25 protein-coding genes are annotated in these 26,150 nt (G+C 72.1%); 14 read left to right on the top strand and 11 right to left on the bottom strand.

The genetic code is table 11. The annotated features are described in order from the left end of the window. The first annotated feature begins 61 nt into the window (after positions 1–61). The 3 genes from KBX71_RS31065 (at position 62) to KBX71_RS31055 (ending at position 1,775) form a co-directional block, all read left to right on the top strand. Entirely contained in the window at positions 62–478 is a 417-nt protein-coding gene (locus tag KBX71_RS31065) for a YchJ family protein (RefSeq protein ID WP_210821300.1), read from the top strand. 188 nt (positions 479–666) lie between these two features. Next, positions 667–1,392, top strand: a complete 726-nt coding sequence (locus tag KBX71_RS31060; protein WP_247684401.1) for a hypothetical protein — start codon at positions 667–669, stop codon at positions 1,390–1,392. Then, positions 1,389–1,775 carry a VOC family protein gene (locus tag KBX71_RS31055; protein ID WP_210821289.1) on the top strand — a complete coding sequence of 129 codons (387 nt, stop codon included), beginning with the start codon at positions 1,389–1,391 and terminating at the stop codon, positions 1,773–1,775. Before KBX71_RS31060 ends, KBX71_RS31055 begins: the two co-directional genes overlap by 4 nt. A 61-nt stretch (positions 1,776–1,836) precedes the next feature. Here the strand turns inward: KBX71_RS31055 and KBX71_RS34670 are convergent, their stop codons facing one another. The 3 genes from KBX71_RS34670 to KBX71_RS31035 all read right to left on the bottom strand — a co-directional run bounded on the left by KBX71_RS34670 (position 1,837) and on the right by KBX71_RS31035 (position 5,278). Continuing rightward, complete coding sequence (locus KBX71_RS34670; RefSeq protein WP_307847411.1) at positions 1,837–2,553, bottom strand: metalloregulator ArsR/SmtB family transcription factor; 717 nt, start codon at positions 2,551–2,553, stop codon at positions 1,837–1,839. Positions 2,554–2,639: 86 nt separating this feature from the next. After that, positions 2,640–3,968 carry an MFS transporter gene (locus tag KBX71_RS31040; protein WP_210821288.1) on the bottom strand — a complete coding sequence of 443 codons (1,329 nt, stop codon included), beginning with the start codon at positions 3,966–3,968 and terminating at the stop codon, positions 2,640–2,642. A gap of 227 nt (positions 3,969–4,195) precedes the next feature. Then, entirely contained in the window at positions 4,196–5,278 is a 1,083-nt protein-coding gene (locus KBX71_RS31035; protein WP_210821287.1) for a hypothetical protein, read from the bottom strand. A 196-nt stretch (positions 5,279–5,474) separates the two neighbouring features. Here KBX71_RS31035 and KBX71_RS31030 point away from each other — a divergent pair, with 196 nt between their 5' ends. From KBX71_RS31030 to KBX71_RS31020, 3 genes are all read left to right on the top strand, one after another. After that, the gene (locus KBX71_RS31030; RefSeq protein WP_210821286.1) at positions 5,475–6,605 is read left to right on the top strand and encodes an N-acetylmuramoyl-L-alanine amidase; all 1,131 of its coding nucleotides are present in this window, start codon (positions 5,475–5,477) and stop codon (positions 6,603–6,605) included. 450 nt (positions 6,606–7,055) lie between these two features. Beyond that, entirely contained in the window at positions 7,056–7,580 is a 525-nt protein-coding gene (locus KBX71_RS31025; RefSeq protein ID WP_210821285.1) for a GNAT family N-acetyltransferase, read from the top strand. Beyond that, positions 7,577–8,164, top strand: coding sequence for a GNAT family N-acetyltransferase (locus tag KBX71_RS31020; RefSeq protein ID WP_210821284.1), 588 nt, complete (start codon positions 7,577–7,579; stop codon positions 8,162–8,164). The genes KBX71_RS31025 and KBX71_RS31020 overlap by 4 nt, the downstream gene beginning before the upstream one ends. On the opposite strand, the gene KBX71_RS31015 is transcribed toward KBX71_RS31020, so the two are convergent. Further along, entirely contained in the window at positions 8,056–9,033 is a 978-nt protein-coding gene (locus KBX71_RS31015; protein ID WP_210821283.1) for a YafY family protein, read from the bottom strand. The two genes, KBX71_RS31020 and KBX71_RS31015, sit on opposite strands and share 109 nt — an antisense overlap. 61 nt (positions 9,034–9,094) lie before the next feature. Here KBX71_RS31015 and KBX71_RS31010 point away from each other — a divergent pair, with 61 nt between their 5' ends. The 3 genes from KBX71_RS31010 (at position 9,095) to KBX71_RS31000 (ending at position 11,298) form a co-directional block, all read left to right on the top strand. Then, positions 9,095–9,565: a VOC family protein gene (locus tag KBX71_RS31010; protein ID WP_210821282.1), complete on the top strand. Its 471-nt coding sequence runs from the start codon at positions 9,095–9,097 to the stop codon at positions 9,563–9,565. Positions 9,566–9,622: 57 nt separating this feature from the next. Then, positions 9,623–10,810 (top strand): DNA polymerase IV, encoded by a 1,188-nt coding sequence (gene dinB, locus KBX71_RS31005; protein ID WP_210821281.1) that lies wholly within the window; start codon positions 9,623–9,625, stop codon positions 10,808–10,810. A 122-nt stretch (positions 10,811–10,932) separates the two neighbouring features. Continuing rightward, the gene (locus KBX71_RS31000) at positions 10,933–11,298 is read left to right on the top strand and encodes a hypothetical protein (protein WP_210821280.1); all 366 of its coding nucleotides are present in this window, start codon (positions 10,933–10,935) and stop codon (positions 11,296–11,298) included. Between the two features lie 66 nt (positions 11,299–11,364). Here the strand turns inward: KBX71_RS31000 and KBX71_RS30995 are convergent, their stop codons facing one another. Then, positions 11,365–12,780: a nitrilase-related carbon-nitrogen hydrolase gene (locus KBX71_RS30995; RefSeq protein ID WP_210821279.1), complete on the bottom strand. Its 1,416-nt coding sequence runs from the start codon at positions 12,778–12,780 to the stop codon at positions 11,365–11,367. A 109-nt stretch (positions 12,781–12,889) separates the two neighbouring features. Here KBX71_RS30995 and KBX71_RS30990 point away from each other — a divergent pair, with 109 nt between their 5' ends. Both KBX71_RS30990 and KBX71_RS30985 read left to right on the top strand, forming a co-directional pair. Further along, positions 12,890–13,993 carry a sensor histidine kinase gene (locus KBX71_RS30990; protein ID WP_307847409.1) on the top strand — a complete coding sequence of 368 codons (1,104 nt, stop codon included), beginning with the start codon at positions 12,890–12,892 and terminating at the stop codon, positions 13,991–13,993. Then, positions 13,993–14,697 (top strand): response regulator transcription factor, encoded by a 705-nt coding sequence (locus KBX71_RS30985; RefSeq protein ID WP_210821277.1) that lies wholly within the window; start codon positions 13,993–13,995, stop codon positions 14,695–14,697. The genes KBX71_RS30990 and KBX71_RS30985 overlap by 1 nt, the downstream gene beginning before the upstream one ends. On the opposite strand, the gene htpG is transcribed toward KBX71_RS30985, so the two are convergent. Further along, positions 14,657–16,585 (bottom strand): molecular chaperone HtpG, encoded by a 1,929-nt coding sequence (gene htpG / locus KBX71_RS30980; protein WP_210821276.1) that lies wholly within the window; start codon positions 16,583–16,585, stop codon positions 14,657–14,659. The two genes, KBX71_RS30985 and htpG, sit on opposite strands and share 41 nt — an antisense overlap. Before the next feature lie 149 nt (positions 16,586–16,734). On the opposite strand from htpG, the gene KBX71_RS30975 reads away from it, so the two are divergent. Next, the gene (locus KBX71_RS30975) at positions 16,735–17,433 is read left to right on the top strand and encodes an SDR family oxidoreductase (RefSeq protein WP_196926964.1); all 699 of its coding nucleotides are present in this window, start codon (positions 16,735–16,737) and stop codon (positions 17,431–17,433) included. Positions 17,434–17,493: 60 nt separating this feature from the next. Here KBX71_RS30975 and KBX71_RS30970 read toward each other — a convergent pair whose 3' ends face one another. Continuing rightward, positions 17,494–18,945 (bottom strand): M28 family metallopeptidase, encoded by a 1,452-nt coding sequence (locus tag KBX71_RS30970; RefSeq protein ID WP_210821275.1) that lies wholly within the window; start codon positions 18,943–18,945, stop codon positions 17,494–17,496. A 202-nt stretch (positions 18,946–19,147) separates the two neighbouring features. Here KBX71_RS30970 and KBX71_RS30965 point away from each other — a divergent pair, with 202 nt between their 5' ends. Beyond that, positions 19,148–21,925: an ATP-binding protein gene (locus KBX71_RS30965; RefSeq protein WP_307847407.1), complete on the top strand. Its 2,778-nt coding sequence runs from the start codon at positions 19,148–19,150 to the stop codon at positions 21,923–21,925. Positions 21,926–21,939: 14 nt separating this feature from the next. Here KBX71_RS30965 and KBX71_RS30960 read toward each other — a convergent pair whose 3' ends face one another. Continuing rightward, positions 21,940–22,698 carry a hypothetical protein gene (locus tag KBX71_RS30960; protein ID WP_210821274.1) on the bottom strand — a complete coding sequence of 253 codons (759 nt, stop codon included), beginning with the start codon at positions 22,696–22,698 and terminating at the stop codon, positions 21,940–21,942. Further along, the gene (locus KBX71_RS30955; protein ID WP_210821273.1) at positions 22,695–23,195 is read right to left on the bottom strand and encodes a SigE family RNA polymerase sigma factor; all 501 of its coding nucleotides are present in this window, start codon (positions 23,193–23,195) and stop codon (positions 22,695–22,697) included. The genes KBX71_RS30960 and KBX71_RS30955 overlap by 4 nt, the downstream gene beginning before the upstream one ends. 138 nt (positions 23,196–23,333) lie before the next feature. On the opposite strand from KBX71_RS30955, the gene KBX71_RS30950 reads away from it, so the two are divergent. Next, a complete protein-coding gene (locus KBX71_RS30950; RefSeq protein WP_307847406.1) occupies positions 23,334–24,164 on the top strand; it encodes a DUF3152 domain-containing protein in 831 nt (276 codons plus the stop codon). 17 nt (positions 24,165–24,181) lie between these two features. Here KBX71_RS30950 and KBX71_RS30945 read toward each other — a convergent pair whose 3' ends face one another. Together KBX71_RS30945 and KBX71_RS34900 are read right to left on the bottom strand one after the other, a co-directional pair. Beyond that, entirely contained in the window at positions 24,182–24,835 is a 654-nt protein-coding gene (locus KBX71_RS30945) for a hypothetical protein (protein WP_210821272.1), read from the bottom strand. Positions 24,836–24,962: 127 nt separating this feature from the next. Beyond that, positions 24,963–26,078, bottom strand: coding sequence for a snapalysin family zinc-dependent metalloprotease (locus KBX71_RS34900; RefSeq protein WP_374102670.1), 1,116 nt, complete (start codon positions 26,076–26,078; stop codon positions 24,963–24,965). Positions 26,079–26,150 lie beyond the last annotated feature (72 nt).

Genomic DNA, 26,150 nt, shown 5'->3' with positions numbered 1-26,150 from the left:
GGGCGGGGCGCGGGGCGGGGCGCGGGGCGGGGCGCGGGCGGGGTGGGGCAGGATTGGCGACGTGGGTAAGGGTGCGGGGCGTCGGCGGGCGAACGGGACGACGGGACGGGTGTGCCCGTGCGGCTCCGGCCGGGCGTACGCGGACTGCTGCGCCCCGATGCACGGCGGCGACGCACCGGCGACGGCCGAGGCGTTGATGCGCTCCCGGTTCAGCGCCTTCGCCCTCGGCGACTCCGGTTACCTGCTGCGCAGCTGGCATTCCTCGACCCGGCCCACCTCCCTGGAGCTCGACCCGGGGCAGCGGTGGACCCGCCTGGAGATCGTGGAGACCGAGCGGGGTGGCCTGCTCGACACCGCCGGCACTGTGACGTTCCACGCCCACTACCGGGACGCGGGCCGGCTCGGCACGATGACCGAACACAGCAGGTTCGTCCGCGAGGACGGCCGGTGGGTCTACGTCGATGGTGACCAGCCCTGAGGGCTGGTTTGGCGTAGGATGACGTCGGCGTAGTCCTGCGCCGCACCTCCCTCCCGGCGCTCACGCCGCCGGCAACGCGGAGGCAAAGGGGGCCTTGAGCCCTCGGGACGTGGTGCCACATGCCCCACTCCGGCGGGGTCGGCGGGAGCGTGAGTCCCGGTGACCGTGCCGTTGACCGGGAGCATGTGATGACCAACCAGAGATCGTTCAAGGCCCGGGTCCGAACCCGGATGGAGAAGACCGGCGAGAGCTACACCACGGCTCGCCGGCACCTGATCAATCGGGCCGCCGAGCCGGGTCCGGCGTCCACCGCCGCGGCGCAGACAGCGCAGACCGAGTCCGCCGCCGCCGCGGCGCAGACCGAGCGGATCGCCGACGACCTGATCCGCGCCCGGACCGGCCGCGGCTGGGCCGAGTGGTTCGCTCTGCTCGACGACGCGGCCGCCACCGAGTGGACGCACACCCGGATCGCCCGTCACCTGGTCACCGAACACGAGGTGCCGGGCTGGTGGGCGCAGACCATCACCGTCGGGTACGAGCAGGCACGCGGCCTACGCGCCCCGGGTCAGCGACGTGGCGGCGGCTTCGAGGCCAGCGCGAGCCGGACGGTGGCCGTGTCGGCGCTGCGACTGTTCGAGGCGTTCGCCGACGAGGCGGCACGCGCCCGCTGGCTGCCCGACGTCGAGGTGCGCGTCCGCACCGCCACCGCGCCGCGCATCTTTCGAGCCGACTGGGCAGGTGGTCCCACCCGGATCGCCGTCGGCATCGACGCCGTCGGCGAGTCGAAGGCCCGGGTCAGCATCCTGCACGAGAAGCTGACCGCAGCCGAGCAGGCCGCGGAGCTGAAGGCGTACTGGCGGGACCGACTCGCCGCGCTGAAGGCACTGCTCGAAACGGACGGAGACCGCCGATGACCATCACGTTCATCAACCTGCCGGTGCGCGACCTGACCACCGCCACCGAGTTCTTCCGGGCGATCGGCTTCACCAGCGACCAGGCCGAGCCGGACGGCGACAGCACGGTGCTCACCATCTCCGACACCGCCCGGCTGGTGCTGCACCTCCGCTCGGGCTTCGAGGCGTACACCGGGGTCGCCACGACGGACACGGCGACCAGCCGGGAGGTCGTGGTCGGGCTGTCGGCGTCGAGCCGGCGACAGGTCGACGAGCTGGTCGACCAGGCTGCGGTCGCCGGTGGGGAGTCGCTCGGGCCGGGGATGGCCAACGGGCCGATGTACATGCGCGGCTTCCGGGACCTAGACGGCCACCAGTGGTCGTTCCTGCACATGGCCGGCTGACGGTGCGGCCCGGCGGCGGCCTCCTCGGGCCGCCGCCGGGCACCTCGTCGATTCGGGGTGATCAGTCCGGCAGGTCGGCGGCCAACTGGGCGAGCCCGGGCAGGATCTTGTCCCGCCAGCCGGGCCCCATTCGCGCGAAGGCGTCTCGGGCCCGGGGGTCGTCGAGGTCGAATCCCGAGTGGTCCAGGAACAGTCGGGTGCCGTTGCCCTCGGGAACCAGCCGCCAGGTCAGCGTCCAGTTCTCGTTGAACGTGTAGACGAAACGCCGCTCGGGCTCGACCTCGGTGACCTCGCAGGCCACCGCTCCCCAACCGGGCATCTGTAGGTGGAAGCGGTGGCCGACGACGGCGGCGATGTCGCCCGGTACCCACCAGCGGGCGAGCAACTCCGGCTCGGTAAGACTGCGCCAGACCTTCGACGGCGGCGCGGCGATGAACTGGTCCACGGCGATGGTGGCGGTATCTGTCATGGTCTCCTCCTGGAGCATGTCGGCAAGGGTGCGGAGGCGGTGACGCCAGAACCGCTCGAAAGGGTGGAGCCAGTCGCCCACCTGGGCGAGCGGCTCGGCGGTCAGGTGGTAGTGCCGTTGCCGTCCGGTGGGCTGGTCGTGCACGAGCCCGGCCCGCCGCAAGATCTGCAGGTGCTCGGCGACGGCCGGCCGGCTCAGGTCGAAGCTGGCGGCGAGGTCGCCGGCCGTGCGGGGTCCGTCGGTCAGGAGTTCCAGCAAGCGGCGGCGGACCGGATTCGCCAGCGCGAGAAAGAGGTCGTCGTCGGGCACGTCAGGAATGATGCGTCGGAACTTCCCGACGTGTCAAGGATTCCCGACATAACCATACGTGACGGTGGCTCAGGTCACCGCGACTGTCAGTCATCAGCCGCTCCGGCACTGCGGCTGGGGTGGGCCGGCGACCGGCGGCGGGTCAGCAGCACCAGCGCCACCACGAGGTACGCCCCGGCGGTCAGCGCGAACGCCACCGCGTTGCCGGCCGCCGTGGCGAGCAGACCGTAGCCGGCGTACGTCACGATGATCAGCACGTCGGTGGCCATCCCGGCCAGGGACGTGACAGTGGCGCGGCTGGTGCCGGTGATCCGGGCCTGGAGCCGCGCGTCGGCCAGCACGGTGGCCAACTGCGCGGCGCCGAAGGCCACCGCGAGCAGCACGAACCCCGCCGGGTGCCGGAGCAGGGCACCTCCGGCCAGTGCGACGCCGACCAGCCCCAGCAGCGCGGCGTACCCTCGCCCGCCCAGCCGCTCCCCCACCGGGGCGAGCAGCCCGCCGACCGTCACCCCCGCCCAGAGCAGCAGGAGCAGCAGGGGTACGGCCTGCGCCCCGACGCCGGTGTCCAGGGCGAGCAGCGGGGTGTACTCGTCCAGGGCACCCCAGTCGGCGGCGACCACGGCCACCAGCAGCACGGCGGCCCGCACCGGCGGATGCGTACGGACCTGCGAGACTCCGGCCCGCAGCGTGTCCCACCACCCCAGGTCACAGTCGTTGTCCGCGTTCGCGGGCGGGGCGGTGTCCGGCTCGTCCGGCCCCGGTGGTGCGGCGCCCACCGATCGAACGGCCATCGCCGACGCGGCGACCGGGACACGGGCGGCGGCCGGTGCGCGGTGCTCCGGTAGCCGGGTGGCGACTGTCGTGGCGAGCAGGCAGGCGAGCACGCTGGCCGCGCCGACCGCCGGGTAGCCACCGACCGCGAGCACCGGGCCGGCGAGCACTCCGGAGACCACCACGCCCAGCACACCCGCCGTCCGCGCCCGCCCGAGCACCCGGGCGTACCGGCCGACCGCGCCGAGCCGGTCCAGCTCGGTCCAGACCAACGCCTCCAGGGCACCGGAGACCAGTGCGCCACCGGCGCCCCAGAGCAGGAAACCGACAGCGAACGCCGGGTACGACGGCACCAGCACCCACAGCGCGAACCCGGCGGCGGCCACCAGCGGGGCGAGGCACAGCAGCAGCCGGCGGGACAGCACGTCGGCCCAGGCGCCGGAGGGCACCTCGAAAAGGACGCCGGCGGCCGACCAGATGACGAAGAGCGACGCGATCTGCCCCACCGTCAGCCCGGTGTCGGCGAAGAACACCACGTACAGCGGGTAGAGCAGGACCAGGTCGCTGAGGAACGCGTACCCGTAGAGGGTCGTCGTGAGCCGACGGACCGCAGGGTCGGGCACGCGCGAAGCGGTGGGGATCATGGGGCCTTCCCGTGGGAGTGGAGACGGACACCGGACATGCGGTGCCCGTGGTGGCCCACGGGATCGGCCTACGCTGCTGGATCAATGTCGCCAGGTCATAGCCGCGATGCTAGACAACCCGCACGGCTGCGGCGAGCGCTTTCGGCGCTACGGGCGAGCGGGGCGGGACAGGCAACGCGAGGCGGGGCGGGATCAGATCGATCCCGCCCCGCGCCGTAGCGCTGGTGTCAGCGCCGGTCGACAGGCGGAATGACAGTGGTGGTCTCGCTGTCGTCGCTGGCGCGCTGCCCGGGCACCGGACGGTCGATGCCACCGGTGACCACCTGGGTTGCCTCGGGGTCGGCACCGACGCCCACCACCTGCGTGGTGTCCGGGTCGGTCGAACCGCTGACCACCTGGGTCGTGTCGTCGGTCGTGGAGGGGCGAGCCGGCGTCGGCGTCGGATCGGCGTCGAGGTCGCCGCGACCGACCACAGGGGTGGCGTCGGAGCTGGACGGGAAGTGGACGACCTGGGTGGCCTCCGGGTCGGCCGGCCGGGTCACCACCTGGGTGGCCTCCGCGCCGCTGGTGGTGGTGGTCGACGCGCGGGCCAGCTCGGCCTCGGCGTCGCGGCGACCCGCCCGGTACGCCTGGGCGTGCTCGGCGATCAGCTGCGACTCCCGTTCGGCGCGGGTCAGCCACGACTCCCAACGACTCTGCATCGGACGGATCAGCCCGCCGCCGACGCCGACGACGAGGATGCCGCCGATCGTGGCCAGCACGGCGACCAGCACGGGGGTGGTGACAGCGGTGGCCACGCCGATCTGGTTCAGGGCGGCGATGACACCGAGGCCGAGGATGAACACCGAGGCGATGGTGGCCAGCACCCGGCCGTACGACAGACCGCCGAGCGCACCGCTGATGATGTCCTTGACCGCGTTGGCGATGGCGGCGGCGACCACGACGATGACGATCGCGACGAAGGCCCGGGGCAGCCACGAGATCACCGCGCCGAGCAGGTCGGAGATCGGGTTCGGCCCCCAGATGCCGAAGGCGAGCTGAAGGGTGAACAGCAGCACCGCGTAGTAGACGAGTTTCGCGACGATGTCGCTGGCGTCGTACCGGGAGCGGCTCAACGCGCGGCGGATGCCGCCGCGCTCGACGGCGCGGTCGAAGCCCACCCGTTCGAGGACCTTCTCCACGATCTTCAGTACGGCCTTGGCGATCAGCCATCCGGCCACCAGGATCGCCAGGAAGGCGACGGCCTTGGGCAGGAAGAGCATCACCGAGCGGAGAGCGTCGCCCACCGCGTCGCTGACGTTGTCACTCATCTGGTCATTCCTTAAGTGGGGCAGCCGGAACGGTCAGCCCCGGACCTACCCCCGACCCGACGCGCGGAAACACAAGTGGTCATGTGGCCTGCCGGCCCTCTAGCGCACGAGCGAGTATTGGCAATATTCTTCGGAGTGCATGCGGCCACTGGAGCTACTTTTCATCCCCCCGCCGTCGGCCGCAGGAGGAGATGCAATGCACGTCGACCATTCCGAAGTGGATCGCCGGACGCTGCTGCGGGCCGGTCTCGGCGCCGCCACGGTCGCCGTCGTCGGGAGCGAACTCGCCTTCCCGGGCGCGGCGCAGGCCGCGCCGGGCACCGACCTGGACTGGATCATCAGCTGTGACGAGTGGGCCGCCCGCCCGCCGACGGACCCGCTGTCGGTGAGCGCCATCGCCACCAACAAGATCATCGTGCACCACATGGCGTTCCCGAACGTCACCGACTACTCGCGCGAGCAGGCGGTCAAGCTGGCCCACGACTGCCAGGACCTGCACATCGACGGCAACGGCTGGTCGGACACCGGCCAGCACTTCACGGTGAGCCGTGGCGGCCACGTGCTGGAGGGCCGCCGGGGCAGCCTGGAGCGCCTGGAAGCCGGCGACCGGCAGATGATCTCGGCGCACTGCCCGGGTGAGAACGGCCGGGCCATCGGCATCGAGAACGAGGGCACCTACGTCACCGAGACACCGCCGAAGGCGTTGACCGACTCGCTGGTCAAGCTCTGCGTCGCGATCTGCCGCCAGTACGGGCTGCACGCGCACGACATCTTCGGCCACTGGGACTTCCGCACCACCGAGTGCCCGGGCGCGGCCTTCTATCGGCAGTTCCCCGAGCTGCGGCGGCGGGTGCACGGCGCCCTGGGCACCAAGCTCGGTGACGTGCCGGCACGCCGCTGGCCGGACCTGTGGCGTTTCGTCAACTCCCCCTCGGTCCGGGTGGTGCAGCACCTGCTCGCCCACCGCGGCTACCCGGTGACCGTCAGCGGCACGTTCGACGCCGCGACCGTCGCTGCGGTGCAGGACTGGCAGGCCCGCAACGGCATCGCTGTGGACGTGGACGCCACCCTCACCACGCCGACCTGGGAGACCCTCGCTCCGGAGCTGGACCAGCACGCCGCCGGAGCGCCGGTCACGGCCGTGCAGGAAATCCTCGCCACCAAGGGGTACGCGGTCACCGTCACCGGGGCGTACGACCACGCCACCCGGAGGGCGGTGCAGGACCTGCAGGCGCTGCACGGGCTGCCGCGCAACGGCAAGCTCAGCACGAGCACGTGGTGCACGATCGTCGGCGGCTCGGTCCGCGAGTCGTTCCGGCACCGCTGAGCGCGTGGTGGCGGTGCGGGGGCGCACCCGCACCGTCACCAGCCGGCTCACCGGTTTGATCCGTGGCCAGGGCGGAAAGAGTTCCGGCACCGGCGAGGGCGGCCTGTCGCCGTACCACCGCAACGGCGGGTGAGCTGGTCTTCCAAGTCGGCACCGCGTACTTCGGCTGCCGCGACGAGCACGGCCGGTTCAGCCTCGACCGGCTGAGGGACCGCGCGATGGCGGAGATCACGGCCGCCCAGCCAGCGCGGACAGGGGTCCCCGGCCCGGGGGCAGCCTGCATGCTGCGGCTGGGCCACTGTCGCTCGGCTCGCAAGCCCCGATCGCGGATCGGCTTGATGACCGTGCGGCATCTTGATGACTCACAGACATCAAGCGCTTCCCGCCATGTCTGCGAAGCGCCGCGATAAACGCGTGGAGCTGGTAACACGCCGCGTCTATGGTGGCGCGGTGCTGATCAGACGCGAGACACCCGCCGACGTCGACGCCATTCGGGCGGTGCACTCCGCAGCCTTCGCCAAGGCCGACGGTGGTGACGGCGTACCGGTTGAGGCGACCCTTGTCGACGCGCTCCGCGCCGACGAGGGCTGGCTGCCCGCGTACTCCCTGGTGGCGACCGATTCGGATGGCCGGGTGGTCGGGCACGTGGTGGCCACCCGCGGCCTGGTGGCCGGTGCGCCGGTGGCGTTGGGCCTGGGGCCGCTGGGTGTGCTGCCCGACTGGCAGCGGCGCGGGGTCGGCAGCGCGTTGATGCACGCGGTGCTCGGTGCGGCCGACGCGCGGGACGAACCGCTGGTGGTGCTGCTCGGGCACCCCGACTACTACCCGCGCTTCGGGTTCCGGCCCGCCGTCGAGGTGGGCGTCACCCCACCGCAGCCGTGGGGGCCGCAGTACTTCATGGCTCGACCGTTGCACGGGTGGCGCGAGTCGATCCGGGGCGAGTTCCGCTACGCCGGCCCGTTCGACGACCTGTGAACCGACCCGCTATCCGTCGGCGGCGCGCCACCGACCTGGACGGCTGCGTCGCAGCGCTCGCCGAGGTTCACCGGGTCGACGGGTACCCGCTGAACTGGCCCGCCGACCCACACCGCTGGCTGTGCGAGCCGCACCCGGCGCGAGCCTGGGTCGCCGTCGACGCCGACGCGGCCATTGTCGGACACGTCGCGGTGCATCGGATCCCCGGTCAGGTGGACGGACGGCCGACAGCGGAGGTGGCTCGTCTCTTCGTGGTGCCGAGAGCCCGCGGGTTGGCGCTGGGCGGCGCGCTGCTGGACCGGGCCCGCCAGTGGGCGGACAAACGCGCAACGGACCTGGTGCTGGAGTTGGCCGGCGATGGCACCGCGGCCGCTGCGCTGTACGAGCGCGCAGGATGGCGGTGTGTCGGCACCAGCACGGCACCATGGACCGCTCCCGACGGCAGCCAGGTGTCGCTACGCCACTACGCGCTGCGTCACCGCGCGCCAGGCCCCGACGTCGCACCGGCCAGCACCGCGAGGCGACGGGCGAGCCGGCCTGCGGCCTCGCGCAGCTCGGGAGGCTCCAACACCTCCATCTCATGATCCAGGCGGGCGAGGTGAGCGGCGAGCCAGTCCAGGTTGTCGCCGCCGACGACCAGCACGGACCACCCGTCGCGGTCATCCTCGACCCTCCCCACCTGGGGCGGGACCACCGCACGCACCCGGTCGGCCGGGGCGTGCACCCGCACCCGGGCGAGGTACCGGTACGGCGCCCCGGTCACGGCCCGCTGCACGAAGGCGACCGGATCCGGGTGCTCGCGCGCCGGAAACCGCCAGGTCGTTGCCACCGCAGCCAACATCCGGTCCAACCGGAACGTGCGCCAGTCGTCGCGGTCGACGTCCCAGGCCATCAGATACCAGCGGCGGCCGGTCGTGACCATCCGGATCGGCTCGACCGTCCGCTCCTGCGCCCCACCGTCGCGGCCGGGGTAGTCGAAGCGCACGCGCACCCCGTCCCGACAGGCCCGGGCGAGTGTCACCAGCAACTCCGCGTCGATCTCGGCGACCGGGCCGATCAGGGTGTCGGTGGAGCCGTGCACCGCCCGCACCTCGGCGCGTAGCCGTGACGGCATCACCTGGTCGAGCTTCGCGAGTGCCCGCAGCGCCGCCTCGCTCGCCCCGGCGACAGTGCCCCCGGAGGCGAGCCGCAGAGACACCGCCGTGGCGATCGCCTCCTCGTCGTCGAGGAGCAACGGCGGCAGCCGGGTGCCCGCACCCAGTTGATAGCCACCGCCGACGCCCGACACCGCGTGCACGGGATAGCCGAGCGTACGCAGACGCTGCACGTCACGGCGCACGCAACGGCCGGTGACCCCCAGCTCGGCGGCGAGTTCCGCAGCCGTCCAGGACAGTCGTCGTTGCAGCAGCGCCAACAGGCGCAGCACCCGCTCGGTCGTCGCCTCGACTGTCACTCGCCGATCGTTGCACGGATAGCGGAACGACCCTGTCCGCTATCAGCGAGAGGCTGGGACCATGACCGACCAGAGCAGGAAGCAGGGATCCGCCGTGATCCGCGACGTCCAGATCACGTTCGACTGCGCCGACCCGGCCGGGTTGGCCACCTTCTGGGCCGAGGCGCTCGGCTACCAGGTGCAGGCCCCACCCGGGGACTTCGAGTCCTGGGACCAGGCCCTGGACGCGATGGGCGTGCCGCCGGAGAACCGCAACGACGCCTCGGCGGTGGTCGACCCCGAGGGCTCGCGGCCACGGCTGTTCTTCCAGCGGGTGCCGGAGCGCAAGCAGGTGAAGAATCGCGTCCACCTCGATGTCCGCGCGGCCCCCGGGCTGGAGGGTGACGAGCGGATGGCGGCCCTGGAGGCGGAGGCCGAACGGCTCATCTCGCACGGCGCCAAGCGGCTCAGTCGGCACGAGCCCACTCCCCCGTTGGGCGCCGGTCATCTCATCATGGCCGACCCCGAGGGCAACGAGTTCTGCCTCGACTGATCGACCGTTCGCCCAGCTCACTGCCGCACTGGCCGGGCGTCATGCGAACATGTGTACGTGTCGCCCGGCGCCAGCATCCTGCACGCCGACCTGGACGCGTTCTACGCGTCGGTCGAGCAGCGCGACGACCCGCGCCTGCGTGGGCGGCCGGTGATCGTCGGTGGTGGTGTGGTGCTCGCGGCCAGCTACGAGGCGAAGGCGCGGGGCGTCCGCAGCGCGATGGGCGGCCAGCAGGCGCGTCGGCTCTGCCCGGACGCGATCGTCGTGCCGCCCCGGATGTCGGCGTACACGGCGGCGAGCCGCGCGGTCTTCGAGATCTTCCGGCAGACCACACCGCTGGTCGAGGGGCTCTCCATCGATGAGGCGTTCCTCGACGTGGGTGGCCTGGGGCGGCTGGTCGGGCCACCGGCCGAGATCGCCGAACGACTGCGGCGGGAGGTCAGCGACCGGGTCCACCTGCCGATCACGGTGGGGGTGGCCCGCACGAAGTTCCTGGCCAAGGTGGCCAGCGGGGTGGCGAAACCGGACGGCCTGCTGGTGGTCGCACCGGACGCCGAGCTGGCGTTCCTGCACCCGCTGCCGGTGGAGCGGCTCTGGGGCGTCGGCCCGGTCACGGCTTCCAAGCTGCGCGAACGCCGGATCCGTACCGTCGGCGAGGTGGCCCGCCTCGGTGAGGCGGCGCTGGTGTCGCTGCTCGGGGCGGGCACCGGCCGGCACCTGCACGCGTTGGCGCACAATCGCGACCCCCGGGCGGTGCAGGTGGGACGACGGCGCGGCTCGATGGGCGCGCAGCACGCACTGAGTCGCACCCCGCACGCCTCGACGGAGCTGGACGCCATCCTCGCCGGCCTGGTCGACCGGGTCAGCCGGCGGATGCGGGCGGCCGGGCGGTCCGGCCGCACCGTGGTGTTGCGGATGCGCTTCGGCGACTACACCCGGGCGACCCGCTCGCACACGATCGGCAAGGCGACGGCGGACACGACGCCACTGCTCGCCGCCGCACGTGCCCTGCTGCGCACCGCGCTGCCCGAGATCGATCGCCGTGGCGTCACGTTGATCGGCGTCTCCGTGGGCAACCTCGACGACAACCCGGTGCAGCCTGAGCTGCCGTTCCAGCCGGACCCGGGTTCCAGTCTGGACGCTGCGGTGGACGCGGTGCGCGACCGGTTCGGATCAGCGGCACTCACCCGGGCGGTGTTGCTCGGCCGGGAGCCGGGTGTGGAGATGCCGCTTCTGCCGGATTGACCGATACGCGTGCGGCGTCCGCGATCGAGCTGCGACCAGAGACACATCACAGCAGGTCGGCGGTTTAGCCGGCGGCTGACGGGTGACCCTTGAGGGGTACAGCCTGACGAGGGGGGCCCACCATGTCCGAGGACACCAGCAACCGACCGAGCCGCACCGCCGAACGACCACACGACGTGACCGACCCGCTGCTCTGGCAGTTGGCGATCGACGTGCTCAGCGCACACGAGCCGGACGACGACGGCCAGTGCCGCAACCTGCAGTGCGCCGGGCAGTCCTGGCCGTGCACGGCCCGCACCGGTGCCGAGCACTCACTGCGACTGGCCCGCAGCGCGCCCACCTCGGTCGGGCCGACCATCGACGGAACCGACAGCGACGACGTCGACACGGACGGGCGCCGCGAGGCTGCCGTGCCGGCGCCGCGCTGGGGCTGGAACGCCGGCCCGGTGGCGTCGCACCGAGGATCGAAGGCGGCCTCCGCGGCGTGACGGGACGCCAACGGTGAGCTGATCCGCCACACGGGCGAACGCTCGGCCGGTGATTCGGCCGAGCGTTCAGCAAGCCCGGTCCGCGGACCGACGCGGACGCGTTCGCCCGCTGGAACCGCTGGTAGCCGGCGACCACCGCGCCCCACCCACGGCCAGGACCAACAGGGCCACTGACGACAGCGGAAACCAGTCTCCGGTACGCGAATAGACGGTGCCCCACCCGGTCGTCGGAGCGGCGAGCAGCAGCTCCGCGTCACCGGCGGTGGCCTCACCCACCATCCTGCCGCCCGCGTCGGTGACCGTCAGTCGTCCGAACGCCGCAGCCCGGACCACGACGAGCCCGTTCTCGACGCCCCGGACCACCGCCATCCGTCCGTGCAGCCAGCCGTCGGAGGTGAAGTCCAGGGCGGGGACGAGCAGCACCGAGGCGCCCCTCGTCCGGTACCGTCGGACCAGGCCCGGATAGTCGAGGTCCTTGCAGATCGCGACGCCGAACCGCCCGTCCACGAGCACGTCGTCGGCACCGGGCGTCAGCCAGTCCTCCAGGCCCGGGATCAGATGCTGCTTCTCGTAGGTCGTGACGGTGCCACCGGGTGCCAGCACCAGCGCGACGTTTGTCGCCCTGCCGGGCCCTCGCCACACCGCACCGACGACGACCTGAGCCTCGGTCCGCCGGAGCGCGGCCACCAGCACGGGCAGCGTCGTGTCCGTCACGGCGAACACCTTCTCCGGCAGAACGACGATCCGTGCCCCACGGGCGACCAGACCCTCGACCCGGGCGGCGTAACGGGCAAGCAGCTCACGGCCGGTCGGCTCGTCGATCGGAAGCCCGTCCTCGGGTTGCCGCAGGGCCACCAGGCCGACGGTCAGCGGCTCGGCCCGGTCGGGGGTACGGCCCAGCGACCAGAACGACCACCCGCCGGCGCCGAGCAGGAGGGCGAGCAGGCAGGTGAGCGCCGGTCGTGGGCTTCCGCGCAGGGCGGCGAGGGCGATCGGGACGGCGAGCAGCAGGTAGGTGACGCCCCAGACGCCGGTGAGCGAGGTCAGCTGGATGACCGGGCGGACGTCGGCCTGGGTGTAGGCGAGGCTCCACCAGGCACCGTGTGGCAACAGGCGGGACGCGGCGTACTCGCCCAGCACCCAGAGCGACGGCACGGCGAGGACGGCGAGGACGGTTCGTCCGCGCAGCAGCAGTGCGCGGGCGAGCAGGACCGTGCCGGTCGCCAGGCCGAGGCCGAGCAGGACCACACCGGTGACCACGGGCACCGGTAGTCGCAGGGTGCCGAGGTAGTAGCCGAGCACGCCGCCCTGACCGATCGACCAGGCGAGGGCGGTCGCGCCGAGTGCGGTCCTCGGGCGTACCCGGGTCGAGGCGAGGAGCAACGGGAGCGGGGCGAGCCAGGTCAGCGCGGCGACCGGGTGCAGCCCGGTGCCGCCGAGCCAGAACAGTCCACTCAGGAGCGTGGCGAGGATCGTCATCATGCGTCGAGCGTGCGGCGCGGGCGACCGGGGCGGATCGCCGTGTGAACCCGGATCGATCTGGTCCCGTGGAGGGAGGCGTCGGAGCCCCGGGCCGGACGATACTGCCGACGTGAAGCGGTACGTCAATCTCGCCGTCACAGTGGCCGCCGTCGCCGCGACCGTGCTGCCCGCCCTGGCCGGTGGGCCACGTGCGTGGTGGGTGCTGCCGCTCGCGGTCGCGTCGTCGGTCCCGGTGCTGTGGCGGGACCGGGCGCTGATCCGGGTCGCCGTCGTCGTGGGTGTCGCCACGACCGTCTCCGCCTCGCTCGGCGCGCCCCCGCTGCTGCCGGTTGGCCCGCTGGTCTGCCTCTACACGTTCGCGGCGCGGGCCTCCCCGCCGATCCGCCTGCTCGGCGTCGCGCTCACCGCCGCCGGTCTGCTGGTCTCGCTGCTCTATCCCCGCCCGGACGTGGAGGTGCTGCGTTACCTGTCGGTCGCCTACCTCTTCTCGTACGCGCTGGGCACCAGCGCCCGGGCCCGGCGAGCCCAGGCCGTGGTCCTCGCCGAACGCGATCGTCGCATCGCCGGTGAGCGTGCGGCCGCGGTGCTGCGCGAACGCACCCGGATCGCCCGCGACCTGCACGACATCCTCACCCACGCGGTCGGCGTCATGATCGTGCAGGCGGAGGCGGGTCCCCTCCTGGTCCGCCACCAGCCGGATCGCGCCGATGCCGCGTTCGCCACCATCGCCGCCACCGGCAGGGACGCGGTCGTCCAACTCCGCCGCGCGGTCGGCAGCCTGTACGAGCCCGCCGACGAACCACTCGACCAGCCGGGTCTGGACCACCTTCCCGTCCTCGTCGAGCGCGTCCGCGCCGCCGGTCTCGACGCCGTGCTCGAGGTCGACTCCGACCCGCCGCTCGCGCCGCCCACGGACGTCGGGGTCGCCGCCTACCGGATCGTGCAGGAGTCCCTGACCAACGTGGTGCGGCATGCCGGGGCACGATCGGTCCGCGTCCGGCTGGTCCACACGGCGAACTCGCTGACCGTGTCGGTCACCGATGACGGCCGCGGCGAGCGGGCATCCGACGCCGGCCCACCCGGATACGGCATCGTCGGCATGCGTGAGCGCGCCCACGCCTGCGGCGGGACGCTGCATACCGGCGCGTCCTCCGACGGTCACGGCTTCACGGTCACCGCCACCCTGCCGCTGTCGGCGCCGGCGGTGGTCTGATGCTGCGTGTCGTGCTCGCCGATGATCAGGACCTGTTCCGGGCGGGGTTCGCCACCATCCTCGGCGCCGAGCCGGACATCGAGGTGGTCGCCGAGGCCCCCGACGGCGCGGCCGCCGTGCGGGCCGCCCGCGAGCACCGTCCCGACGTCGTCCTGATGGACATGCGGATGCCTGTCCTCGACGGTGTCGCAGCGACCCGCCAGGTCTGCGCGCTCACACCGAGCCGGGTTCTCGCCCTGACCATGTTCGACACCGACGACTACCTGTACGCGGCCCTACGTGCCGGCGCCAGTGGCTTCCTGCTCAAGGACGCGCCCCGAGCCGACCTGGTGAACGCGGTCCGGGTGGTCGCCGCCGGGGACGCGCTGCTCGCCCCCGCCGTCACCGCCCGCGTGATCGGCGAGCTGCACCGGCGCGGCCATCCGGACCCCGCCCTGGCCGCCGCGGTGACCGCCCTGACCGCCCGTGAGACGGACGTGCTGCGCCTGATCGCGGCCGGTCTGTCCAATGCCGAGATCGCCGCCCACCACCACCTCAGCGAGCACACTGTGAAGACCCATGTCGGCAACCTGCTCACCAAGCTGCACCTACGCGACCGCGCCCAGGCGGTGATGATCGCCTACGAGTCGGGTCTGGTGATCCCCGGCCGGAGGGGTACGGCGATTACAGGGTGCGCGCCAGCCGGTCGGCGAGCGTCCGGGTGAAGCGGGCCGGGTCGGTCAGCTCACCGCCCTCGGCGAGCACCGCCAGGCCGTAGAGCAGCTCGGCGGTCTCGGTCAGGGCGGCGGAGTCGCTGCCCTGCTCGTGGGCCTTGCGCAGGCCGGACACCAGCGGGTGACCGGGGTTGATTTCCAGGATCCGCTTGGTGGTGGGGACCTCGTGCCCCATCGCCCGGTACATCTTCTCCAGGGTCGGGGTGAGGTCGTGGGCGTCGCCGACGACACAGGCCGGTGAGGTGGTCAGCCGCGACGACAGGCGGACCTCCCGGACGCTGTCCGTGAGGGTGGTCCCCAGCCAGTCGAGCAGCGCGGCGAACTCCTGTCGCTGCTGCTCGCGCTCGGCCTCGGCCTGCTGCTTCTCCTCGTCGGTGTCCAGGTCGATCTCGCCCTTGGCGATCGAGCGCAGCGGCCGACCGTCGTACGTGCCGACCCGCTCGACCCACACCTCGTCGACCTGGTCGGTGAGCAGCAGCACCTCGTGCCCCTTGGCCCGGAACGCCTCCAGGTGCGGAGAGTTCTCGATGGCGGCCCGGGACTCGCCGGTGGCGTACCAGATGTCGCTCTGGCCGTCCTTCATCCGGGACACGTAGCCGGCCAGGTCGGTGGGCTCGGCCGGGTCGTTGGTGGAGGCCACCGACAGGATGTCCAGCAGGGTGTCCCGGTTGTCGGTGTCGTCGATCAGCCCTTCCTTGACCACCGCGCCGAACTCGGTCCAGAAGGTGCGGTAACGCTCGGCGTGGTTGGCCTTGAGGTCCTTCACCGTGGCGAGGATCTTCTTGACCAGGCGGCGGCGGACGATCTGGATCTGCCGGTCCTGCTGGAGGATCTCCCGGGAGATGTTCAGCGACAGGTCGTGCGCGTCGACCACGCCCTTGACGAAGCGCAGGTAGGTCGGGATCAACGCCTCGCAGTCGTCCATGATGAAGACGCGCTTGACGTAGAGCTGGACGCCACGGCGGCCCTGCGGGGAGAACAGGTCCAGTGGGGCGTGGCTGGGCAGGAACAGCAGCGCCTCGTACTCGAAGGTGCCCTCGCCCTTCATGTGCACGACCTCGAGCGGGTCGGCCCAGTCGTGACTGACGTGCTTGTAGAACTCGTTGTACTCGGCGGCGTCGACCTCGTCGCGGGGCCGCGCCCAGAGCGCCTTCATCGAGTTGAGGGTCTGCACCTCGCTGGTGGCGGCCTCGCCGTCGGCGCCGGGCCGTTCGACGCTCATCCGGATCGGCCAGGCGATGAAGTCGGAGTAGCGCTTGACGATCTCGCGGACGGTCCACTCGGCGGTGTAGTCGTGCAGGTTGTCCTCGGCGTCGACCGGCTTGAGGTGCAGGGTCACGGTGGTGCCCTGTGGCGCCTCGTCGACCGCCTCGATCGAGTAGGTGCCCTCGCCGGTGGACTCCCAGCGGGTGCCGCCGGTCTCGCCGGCCTTGCGGGTCAGCAGGGTGACCCGGTCGGCCACCATGAAGGCGGCGTAGAAGCCGACGCCGAACTGGCCGATGAGGTCCTGCGAGGCGTGGGCGTCGGCGGACTCGCGCAGTTGGCGCAGCAGCTCGGCGGTGCCCGACTTGGCGATCGTGCCGATCAGCTGGACGACCTCGTCGCGGGTCATCCCGACGCCGTTGTCCCGCACGGTGAGGGTGCGGGCGTCGCGGTCGATCTCCAGGGCGACGTGCAGGTCGTCGGTGTCGGCGACGAGGTCCTTGTCGACGAGGGTGGCCAGTCGGAGCTTGTCCAGTGCGTCGGACGCGTTGGAGATGAGTTCCCGCAGGAAGACGTCCTTGTTCGAATAGATCGAGTGGACCACCAACTGGAGGAGCTGACGCGCCTCGGCCTGGAACTCCAACGTTTCGGCCTGGTTGCTCACACCGTCTCCCATTTCGGCTCGTACGGAGGTTCGCGGAAAGGATACGAGTCGTCACCGGTCCGGGTGTGGGCGCGTCCGGGTCGTATTCCCGATCCGGTCGGCCCACCTCGGTGAGATAGCTGACTTTGCTCAACAGAAGTCAGGCGGATAGCGTGGCGGCCATGAAGATCGCTGGAAGCACCGCCCTCGTCACCGGCGCCAACCGTGGCCTCGGCCGACACCTGGCCGCCGAACTCCTCGCCCGGGGCGCCACCGTCTACGCCGGCGCCCGCAACCCCGACAGTGTCGACCTGCCCGGCGTGACACCGGTGCGGCTGGACATCACCGATCCCGCCTCGGTGGCCGCGGCCGCCGAGTTGGCCGGCGGCGTGAACCTGCTGATCAACAACGCGGGCATCGACACCCGGACCGACCTCCTCGACGGCGACCTGGACCTCGTCCGGCTGGAGTTGGAGACCCACTACATCGGGACCCTGTCGACGATCCGGGCGTTCGCGCCGGTCATCGCCGGCAACGGCGGCGGAAGCATCCTCAACGTGCTCTCCGTGCTGTCCTGGTTCGGCTCCCCGACCCACGCGGCCTACAGCGCCGCCAAGTCCGCCGAGTGGGCGATGACAAACGTGCTGCGCGTCCAACTGGCCGACCGGGGCGTCCGGGTCGCCGGCCTGCACGTCGGCTACCTGGACACCGACATGGCCGCGGACATCACCGGCCCGAAGTCCGACCCGGCGGCGATCGCCCGGATCGGCGTGGACGGCATCGAGGCCGACGCGTACGAGATTCTCGCCGACGACCTCAGCCGGCAGGTGCAGGCCGGGCTGGCCGGCGGCGTCGCCGCGCTCTACCCCCAGCTCCCCTGACCCACGACGCGCCGGGCCGCCACCGGGAAGACCGGTGGCGGCCCGTTTTCGGGTACGCGGTCAGCTCGCCTGCAACGTCACGTCGTCGATCACGAAGCTGGTCTGCAGGGACGAGTCCTCGGTGCCGGTGAACCGCAGCGTCACCGTCTGCCCGGCGAACCCGGCCACGTTGAAGCTGCGCTGCACGTAACCGGTAGCGGCGTGGAGATTCGAGTACGTTGCCAGCGTGGTCGAACCCAGCTGCACTGCGAGCCGGTCGTATGCCGTGGAGCCGGTGGTCTCGGCGGTGTCGATGTGCAGCCAGAACGACAGCGTGTAGGTGGCGCAACCGGCCGGCACAGTCACCGACTGGTACAGGCTCTCGGTACGGGTGCTGCCGTACCCGTTGAGCCACGCCTTGTACGACCCGGTCCGGGCCGGCTGGCCGCTGGCGTTGGTGACCACGCCGGAGGACGCGGTCCACGTCGTGTTGCCGCTCTCGAAGCCACCGTTCCCGACCACCTGACCGCCGACGCAGGTTGGGGCGCCGCCGCTCAGGGCGAGCTGCCACAGCGCGTACGCGACGCCGTCGGCAGCCCGATTCAGCACTGTGGCGCTGACGTTGGCGGTGGTGTCACAGGAGCGGTGGTAGCACGGGTCGTACGCCGAGTTGGCGGTGCCGCCCCACTTGGCGGCCTGGGAGCTGGTCTTGCGGGCGCTGGCGCCGGCGGCGTAACCCGAGGTGGGGATGCCGGCCTGCTGGAAGTAGTAGTCGTCGGAGCGGCCCTGACCCTCGACGTTCTCCTCCGGTTGCAGACCCAACGAGTCCCAGTACGCCTTCAGCGGCGCGGCCGTGGTCGAGGTGACCCGGTTGATGAAGTAGCCACCGTTCGTCGAGCCGACCATGTCGAAGTTGTAGTAACCCTTGATGTAGCCGCGCTGGGTGCTGTTGAGCGAGTTGACGTAGAACCGGGATCCGTTGAGCCCCTGCTCCTCGTCGGTCCACCAGGCGAACCGGACCCGCTTGGTCATGGTCGGGTTCTGCGCGGCCAGGACCAGCGCGTTCTCCAGCAGGGTGGACGAGCCGGTGGCGTTGTCGTTGATGCCGGGGCCGGCCGAGACGCCGTCGAGGTGGGCGCCGAACATGACCACCTGGTCGGTCGGTCCGCCGGGCCACTCGGCGATCAGGTTGTTCGAGGGGTACGTGCAGCTGGAGCAGTACTGCTCGCTGACGGTGTAGCCGGCCGACTGGAGCCTGGTCTTGACGTAGCTGAGCGAGGCGGTGTAGCCCGCCGAGCCGGCTCTGCGGTTACCGCCGTTGCTGGTGGCGATGCTGTTGAACTGGGTGAGGTGGGCCTGGACGTTGCTGACGGAGATGTCCGGTGCTGCCAACGCGGCGGCGGTCGCGGCGATCGGCCGGGCCTCCGTCATCGTGGTCGTAGGCGACGCGGCTACCGGCTGGGCGGCCAGCGTCACCGTCATCCCGGCGAACACGGCAAGCGCGATTCCCGCGCTCAGCGTTCTGCCTCTCATGGGGGCTCCTCGGGGTTGGAGAGATACCCGAGACACTTACAGATATCTATTTCTTGAGCATCGGTCGTTCGTCCCGAACCGCCGCCGGTTCGACGGTGGGTACCGGCGTCAGCACAGATGAGTAGAGGTGTCAGGATGGGTAGGTAATGCGGCACGGGTCGTCGGGCCCGGAACGGGGGCTTGCGATGGGGTCGGATCGAGCGTGACACGACCCAGCAGTGACCTGTTCAGCGGCGGCGGTGACACCGGTCGGCTGATGGCGGAGCTGGACTGGGCCCACACGCCACTCGGCCCGGTCAGCGGATGGCCACAGAGCCTGCGCGCCGCCGTTCGGATGGTGCTCTCCTCCCGCTACCCCATGCTGCTGCTCTGGGGTGACGACTTCTCCCAGCTCTACAACGACGCGTACTCCGCGCTGATCGGCGACAAGCACCCCGCCGCGCTCGGCGACGACGTGCGGGTGACCCTGGCCGAGGGCTGGGACGTGCTCGCCCCGCTGATCGAGGAGGCCATGGCGACCGGGGTGGCCAGCTGGGTCCCCGCGCTGCAACTGCTGCTGGAGCGGGCCGGCTACCGCGAGGAGGCGTACTTCAGCGTCTCGCACGCCCCGGCCCGCGACGACGACGGCCGTACCGTCGGTGTGCTGACCGTGTGCAGCGAGGTCACCCAACAGGTGGTCGGCGAACGCCGGCTCCGCCTCCTGCGCGACCTGTCCGTGCTCGGCGACGGGCGCACCGTCGACGTGGACGCCACCGGCGCCCGGCTGATCGACGTGATCGACGGCCATCCCCTGGACGTGCCGTTCGCCGCCATCTACCTGAGCGACGGCACGGCGCTGCGACGGGTCGCCTGCACCGGCGGCGACCGGGGGCACGCCGGAGCCCTGCCGGACGCCGTCGAGCTGACCGACCCGGGGCCGCCCGCTTACGCCTGGGGGCTGACGGACGCCGTCGAGGGCCGTACGACCCAGGTGACCGACGTCGCCGACCGGCTGCCGCTGCCCGCCGGCCCCTGGGACGACCCGGTCCGCAGCGCGCTGGCGTTGCCGCTGCCCTCCGCCGACGAGGATCAGCCGCTCGGCGTCCTGCTCGTGGGGGTCAGCCCCAGCCGGGGGCTCGACGAGGCGTACCGCTCCTTCCATCAGCTCCTCGCCCAGCAGATCTCGGTGGCGTTGCGCAACGCCCAGGAGTACGAGGAGGAGCGACGCCGGGTCGAGGCGATGGCGGAACTGGACCGGGTCAAGACCGACTTCTTCGCCAACGTCAGCCACGAGTTCCGCACCCCGTTGACCCTCATCCTCGGCCCGCTGACCGACGCCCTCACCGACGCCACGGCGCCGCTGGCGGCGGTGCAGCGGGAAAGGGTGGAGACCGGCTGGCGTAACGCCACCCGACTGTTGACGCTCGTCAACAGCCTGCTCACCTTCTCCAGCCTGGAGGCCGGGCGCGCACGCAGCGACGCCCGCCTGGTCGACCTGGCCGCGCTGACCGCCGAACTCGCCGGGGTGTTCCGGGCCGCCGTCGAGCGGGCCGGGCTGACTCTCGAGGTGAGCTGCCCGCCGCTGCCCCGGCCGGTCGCGGTCGACCCGGTCAACTGGGAACGCATCGTCACGAACCTGCTCTCCAACGCCCTGAAGTACACGTTCATCGGCCGCATCCGGGTCACCCTCGACGCCGACGACGAGGAGGTGCGGCTCACCGTCACCGACACCGGCATCGGCATCGCGGAACGGGACCTGCCGAAACTCTTCGAACGCTTCCACCGGGTGCGGGGCGCCCGCTCGCGCAGTCACGAGGGCACCGGCATCGGCCTGGCCCTGGTGCACGAGTTGGCCCGGCTGGAGGGCGGCGACGTTCGAGCGACCAGCCAGGTGGGCGTCGGCAGCAGGTTCACCGTGACGCTGCCCTGGTCGGCGACGCACCGCACCGCGGTCAGCGGGCCGGCGGTGGATGAGCGGGGTGACGCGGCCCGCGCCGCCGTCGAGGAGGCGATGGGCTGGCTCACCGAGCCGGGCGACGCGGTGACCGAGCCCGATCCCGCGTCCGGGCCGGCCACGGACGAGCTGGCCGGAGCCCGGATCCTGCTCGCCGACGACAACGCCGACATGCGGGCGTACCTCATCCGGCTGCTCACCGGGCAGGGCTGGCGGGTGCGGGCCGTCACCGACGGCCGGCAGGCCCTCGACGAGATCCACAGCGACCTGCCCGACCTGGTCCTGACCGACGTGATGATGCCGGTGCTGGACGGCTTCGACCTGGTGCGCCGGCTACGGGCGGACCCGACGACCCGGGCGCTGCCGGTGCTGGTGCTCTCCGCCCGTGCCGGTGGAGAGGCCAGCGTGGAGGGCTTGAGCCTGGGCGCCGACGACTACCTGGTGAAACCGTTCGCCGCGGCCGAGTTGATCGCCCGGATCCGGGCCAGCATCCGCCGAGCCCGCGGCCGTACCCCTGCGGCGGCCGGCGGCGGCGGCCCGGCGACGGTCGCCACCCCAGCCCCGTCGGCGCGACGGGCCCCGGTCGGCCCGATCCCGTCGGCCCCTGCGGTCGACCCCGTCCACGACGCGTCAGTGGTCGCGGAGACACCGGTCGACCCGGACGGGCTGGGCGACCTCCTGGACGTCGGGTGGGCGTACCCGTCCGCACCCACCTCGGCGGCGGCCATGCGTCGGGACGTCCGCGGCGCCCTGGGCGACCTGGACGTCGACCCGGACGTGCTGGAAGATCTCCTGCTCGCCGGCTCCGAGGCCATGAACAACGCCGTCGAGCACGCGCAGCGGCCCAGCCGTCCGGAGGTGCGTGTGCGCGTCCAGGTGGGTGGCGACCTGATCCGAATCTCGGTACGCGACTTCGGCACCTGGCGCGACCGCCGGCCGGCGATGGACCGGGGGCGCGGCGCGCTGCTGATGAACGCCTACGGCGACGTGCGGCTGGTCTCCACCGCCGAGGGGACGACGGTGACCATCGAACGTCGACTGGCCTGAGCACCGGCGGCGCGTCAGAGTCGGCGGCCGCTGGCGTCGCGGGCGATGATGCCGTCCAGCCGCTCCCCCGGAGTGAGCCGCCCCGGGTCGAACCAGAAAACCAGCACCTGCTTGTCGCCACTCCATGGCACCACTCGGGCATCGACCTGCCGACCGTCGACGGTGCCGATGATCCGCTTGGCGGGGCCGACGAAATAGCCGAAGGTGGGCACCGGCGCGGCAAAGCCCTCGTCGTAGCCGATCTGGTGGAACCCGGCGCTGCGGTCGCTGCCGTAGACGTCGTTGACCAGGATGTCGGTGCTCAACGAGCCGTCCGGAGCCTCGCGACCGGCGGCCAGTCCGATGGACACCCTGGGCTCACCGGGCAGGGACACCGGGACGAAGTAGTAGACCCGACGCTCGGCGCCGTGCCGCACCCCGCTGTCCACGATCTGGCCCAGGGGCTTCGGTGGCGGCTCGTCGCGGCCCACCGTCGGCGGTGGCGTGGAGCCCAGCGACTTCTCCGCCCAGGGCGAGACACCGACCGACGGTGGAGCGACGGCGACCGGCGGCGGGTGCTCGGTCGGCACCGGATCGCCCGGCCCGGACGCGCCGACCGCCACCACGACGACCACGGCGGCCAGGCCGGTCGCGAGCGTCGCCGCCCCGGCTCCAGCGACGCGCCGACGGGTACGCAACCGACGTCCCTCGCGCAGCACGGTGTCCAGATCGAGCACCGCGTCGGGGCGCTCGGTCGCCCGCATGGCGTGGCGGAGTCGTTCCAGCTCGCTCATCGGCGCGCCTCCTCGTCGGCCGTGCGGGGCGCGGCGGTGCGTAACTTCTCCAGGGCTCGCGAACTGGTGCTCTTGACCGTGCCGACGGATACGGAGAGTTCCCGGGCCACCTGCGCCTCCGGCAGGTCGAAGTAGTAGCGCAGGACGACGATGGCGCGCTCCCGGGGGCTGAGCGCACCGAGAATGGTGATCAACCAGCGCCGGGTGGCCACATCGTCGGCCACATCGCCACGTCGCTGCTCCGGCACCTCCTCGGTCGGGTACTCCCGCATCGGCCGTCGCCACCCGTCGACCAGATGGTTGACAAGCGTGCGGCGGGCGTACCCGTAGGCGTCGTCGTCGTGGATCCGCGACCACGACGCGTAGGTACGCACGAGTGCCGTCTGCGCGGCGTCCTCGGCCTGGTGGTGGTCGCCGGTCATCAGGAACGCGGCATGCACCAGTCGCGCGGACGCCGCCCGCGCGAACTCGACGAAATCCGCGTCACCCCGCGCCACCGCGAACCCTCCCCGTGCCACAGAGCTACAGACGGGTGAGGCCGGGAAAAGGTTGAGCCCTGGGTCACATCAACTTTTCGCCACTGTCACCCGTCTTCTCCTCCGCGCCGCCGCCGAGCGACGCGCGAGGGGAGATACGTGTCGACGAAGGTTACCCACCGCTGGGGTCCCGCTTCGATGGCGTCGCTGCTGGTGGTGGCGCTGCTCACCGGATGCGGCCTACCAGCCGCCGGGCAACCCACCACCGACCCGGTCGTCGCCGGACCGCTGCCCAGCGCACCGGCGACACCCACCGGCCGGCCGGCCGGAACCAGCGCGGTCCGACCCAGTTCCGCGCCCGTCACCCCCGTCAGCTACCCCGCCACCGGCGGTAACCGCTGGTCGGTGGCGCCCGGCGAGGCAACGCCCGGACGCGCGACGGCCGGCCGGTTGCTGCGCTACCGGGTCGCCGTGGAGCGCGACATCCGGGGCCTGCCGGCGACCGACATCGCCACGGCGATCACCACGACGTTGAACGACAGGCGCGGGTGGACGGCGGGCGGGGCATGGCGGCTGCGCCGGGTCGGCGCCGGCGAACCGACCGACTTCACCATCTACCTGGCGACCCCCGGCACCCGCGACACCCTCTGCCAGGACGTGCCGGACGCCTACACCTCCTGCCGCAACGGTGGCCGGGTGGTGCTCAACGTGGCGCGTTGGGTCAAGGGGGTGCCGCGTTACGGCGCGACACTTGAGACCTATCGGCAGTACATGGTCAACCACGAGGTGGGGCACAAACTCGGGTACGGCCACGAGCGGTGCCCCGGGCGGGGCCGGCCGGCGCCGGTGATGCAGCAGCAGACGCTGGGGCTGCACGGCTGCGCCGCGAACACCTGGCCGTACCCGAAGGGCAAGGTCCGCTACAGCGGACCGGTCGGGGCGTACGACGACGCGATCCCCCGGCGTGAGGGCGCCTACTCGGCGCACTGAGACCGACGCCGGGGCCCTCAGGTTCGCCGACGGCGCTCCTGTTCGAGTCGCTCGTCCAGCCGGCCCATCTCGTAGATGGCGTTGAGGCTGGTCGGCAACCGACTGACGTTGTCCGGCACCGACCCGAGGTCCGGCGGCGGGCCGGAATCCGGCACGGGACCGGGGTCGGGCGTCCGCGTGACGGCGGGGACCGGGGCCCGGCGACGCAGGAGCAGCAGTGCCAGCACCGCGAGGACCGCCACCACCAGCAGGTACGACACGGGTGGCCAGGCGTTGCGGTTGGGGCTGGCGAGCGCCGGCGCGGCGGTCGGTGCGGGGGCGTCGCCGTCGAGCTGCGGCACGGCGGCCTTGCGGGTGCCGGTGCCCTCGTCAGCGGTGCGCGGATCGGGGGCGGCGGGTGCGGGGACGCCGCCCGCCGAGGCGGCGGGCACGGGGATCGCCGCGGGCTCCACCGGGCTCGGCTGACCGGCGACAGGTGGCCGACTCGGCGTGGACGGCCGGGTGGGTGTGACGCTCGGCGCGGGAGCGGCACTCGGCGTGTCGCCGCCGAGCAGCTCGTCGACGATCTGGCCGACGCCACCGATGATGTCGCCGAGCGGATCCGAGGTGACCGACGGGGACGGCGCGGGCGCGAGGGCGAGGGTCAGCGCGAGGACGACGACGGTAGGCATGAAGCCACCTCCGATGTGCCGAATATGCACGCACCGTACCGCATCGTGGGATGGCGTGGGTGACACCGGCACACACCGGGGCGGGGGCGCGTCTGCCGCTCGCCCCCGCCCGCGATGTCACTGGTGGTCAGACGGGCAGGCCACCGACCTGAGTGGAGATCCACGATCGGATCGACGGCAGGTCGACGTAGATGGACGGGCCGGTGGCGCAGGTGGAGTTGTTGTTGCCGGCACGACTTGTCGCGCCGATCAGGTTCCACACTCCGTTGACCTGGCGCACCTGCGGCCCGCCCGAGTCGCCGTAGCAGGCGCCGGAGTTGCCGTTGGTGTTGTTGGTGCAGATCTCGTACGTGCCGTTGATGCCGGAGCACCGGCTGTCGGCCACGATGGACGTGTCCAGTTCGTTGGCCACGGCCGGAGCCGATCCGCAACCCCGCGGGGCACAGGTCTGGCCCCAGCCGATGATCCGGGTGGCGGTGCCGACCGCACCGGAGGTGCTCGGGATCGGGGCCGGCGCGTACGCGACCGAGCTGGCCAGTTGCAGCAGCTTGACGTCGACGCTCGGGTGGTTGACCGCACGGGTCACCCGCACCACGATCCCGCCGCTGGAACGGTTGACGCTGCCCACCCGTACCGAGGACGGCGTCGAACAGTGCTTGGCGGTGACCGCCCAGTTGCCCTTGATCAGGGTGCCGGTGCAGCCGGAGACGTACACCATGAAGGGATAGTTCTCGGTGGCCGGCCGGCCGCCGACCACCAGCGGGCCGATGTCCGAGGCGCCATCCCAGGTGTACGTCGTGCTGGCCGGCGCGGCCAGGGCGCCGGCGAACAGCGAGTTCACCCGGGTCGCCTCGGCCGCGCTGGGGTTCGCGTTGCGACAGGACACCGGAGCGCTGCTGCCGGACATCAGGTCGGAGCAGAGGCCGGTGCGCCGGTCCGGCAGGCCCAGGATGTGGCCGACTTCGTGGGTGGCGATGCGGGTGCGGTCGTAGCCCTGGTTGACGGCCGTGCGGCCCATCCAGATCCGGCCCGAGCCGAGACCGGTCGGCTGCGCGCGGGGCCAGCCGTCGTCGACGTAGATGGTGATGCTGGCCGGGGTGCCGGCCAGGAGCCGCACGGTGCTGACCCGGCTGTTCCAGATCTGCGCCGCCTGGTCGAAGTTGGTACGGAACTCGCCGGTCCGGCTCGCGTCGTAGTAGACGGTCCGGACAGCGGCGGCCGGCGCACCGGTGGCGAGCTGCATCCCGGCCGCCGCCAGCACGGCCACCAGCACGGCCAGCGCCGCGCGTCTCAGTTGTCCTCGGAACATCGGGTA

The sequence above is a fragment of the Micromonospora sp. D93 genome, assembly GCF_018070365.1.
GTDB classification, from domain to species: Bacteria; Actinomycetota; Actinomycetes; order Mycobacteriales; family Micromonosporaceae; genus Micromonospora; species Micromonospora ureilytica.
Note: the sequence above shows the minus strand (reverse complement) of the source record. Positions and strands in the feature narration are given on the sequence as shown.

Excerpts from the sequence above, each read along its gene's own strand:
- KBX71_RS30960 (WP_210821274.1), bottom strand. The coding sequence starts at position 22,698 with ATGAGCGAGCTGGAACGACTCCGCCACGCCATGCGGGCGACCGAGCGC.
- KBX71_RS31000 (WP_210821280.1), top strand. The coding sequence starts at position 10,933 with ATGTCCGAGGACACCAGCAACCGACCGAGCCGCACCGCCGAACGACCA.
- KBX71_RS34900 (WP_374102670.1), bottom strand. The coding sequence starts at position 26,078 with ATGCAGCTCGCCACCGGTGCGCCGGCCGCCGCTGTCCGGACCGTCTAC.
- KBX71_RS30985 (WP_210821277.1), top strand. The coding sequence starts at position 13,993 with ATGCTGCGTGTCGTGCTCGCCGATGATCAGGACCTGTTCCGGGCGGGG.
- KBX71_RS31040 (WP_210821288.1), bottom strand. The coding sequence starts at position 3,968 with ATGATCCCCACCGCTTCGCGCGTGCCCGACCCTGCGGTCCGTCGGCTC.
- htpG (WP_210821276.1), bottom strand. The coding sequence starts at position 16,585 with ATGGGAGACGGTGTGAGCAACCAGGCCGAAACGTTGGAGTTCCAGGCC.
- KBX71_RS31060 (WP_247684401.1), top strand. The coding sequence starts at position 667 with ATGACCAACCAGAGATCGTTCAAGGCCCGGGTCCGAACCCGGATGGAG.
- KBX71_RS30945 (WP_210821272.1), bottom strand. The coding sequence starts at position 24,835 with ATGCCTACCGTCGTCGTCCTCGCGCTGACCCTCGCCCTCGCGCCCGCG.
- KBX71_RS31055 (WP_210821289.1), top strand. The coding sequence starts at position 1,389 with ATGACCATCACGTTCATCAACCTGCCGGTGCGCGACCTGACCACCGCC.
- KBX71_RS31035 (WP_210821287.1), bottom strand. The coding sequence starts at position 5,278 with ATGAGTGACAACGTCAGCGACGCGGTGGGCGACGCTCTCCGCTCGGTG.
- KBX71_RS30995 (WP_210821279.1), bottom strand. The coding sequence starts at position 12,780 with ATGATGACGATCCTCGCCACGCTCCTGAGTGGACTGTTCTGGCTCGGC.
- KBX71_RS31010 (WP_210821282.1), top strand. The coding sequence starts at position 9,095 with ATGACCGACCAGAGCAGGAAGCAGGGATCCGCCGTGATCCGCGACGTC.
- KBX71_RS30975 (WP_196926964.1), top strand. The coding sequence starts at position 16,735 with ATGAAGATCGCTGGAAGCACCGCCCTCGTCACCGGCGCCAACCGTGGC.
- KBX71_RS31030 (WP_210821286.1), top strand. The coding sequence starts at position 5,475 with ATGCACGTCGACCATTCCGAAGTGGATCGCCGGACGCTGCTGCGGGCC.
- KBX71_RS30970 (WP_210821275.1), bottom strand. The coding sequence starts at position 18,945 with ATGAGAGGCAGAACGCTGAGCGCGGGAATCGCGCTTGCCGTGTTCGCC.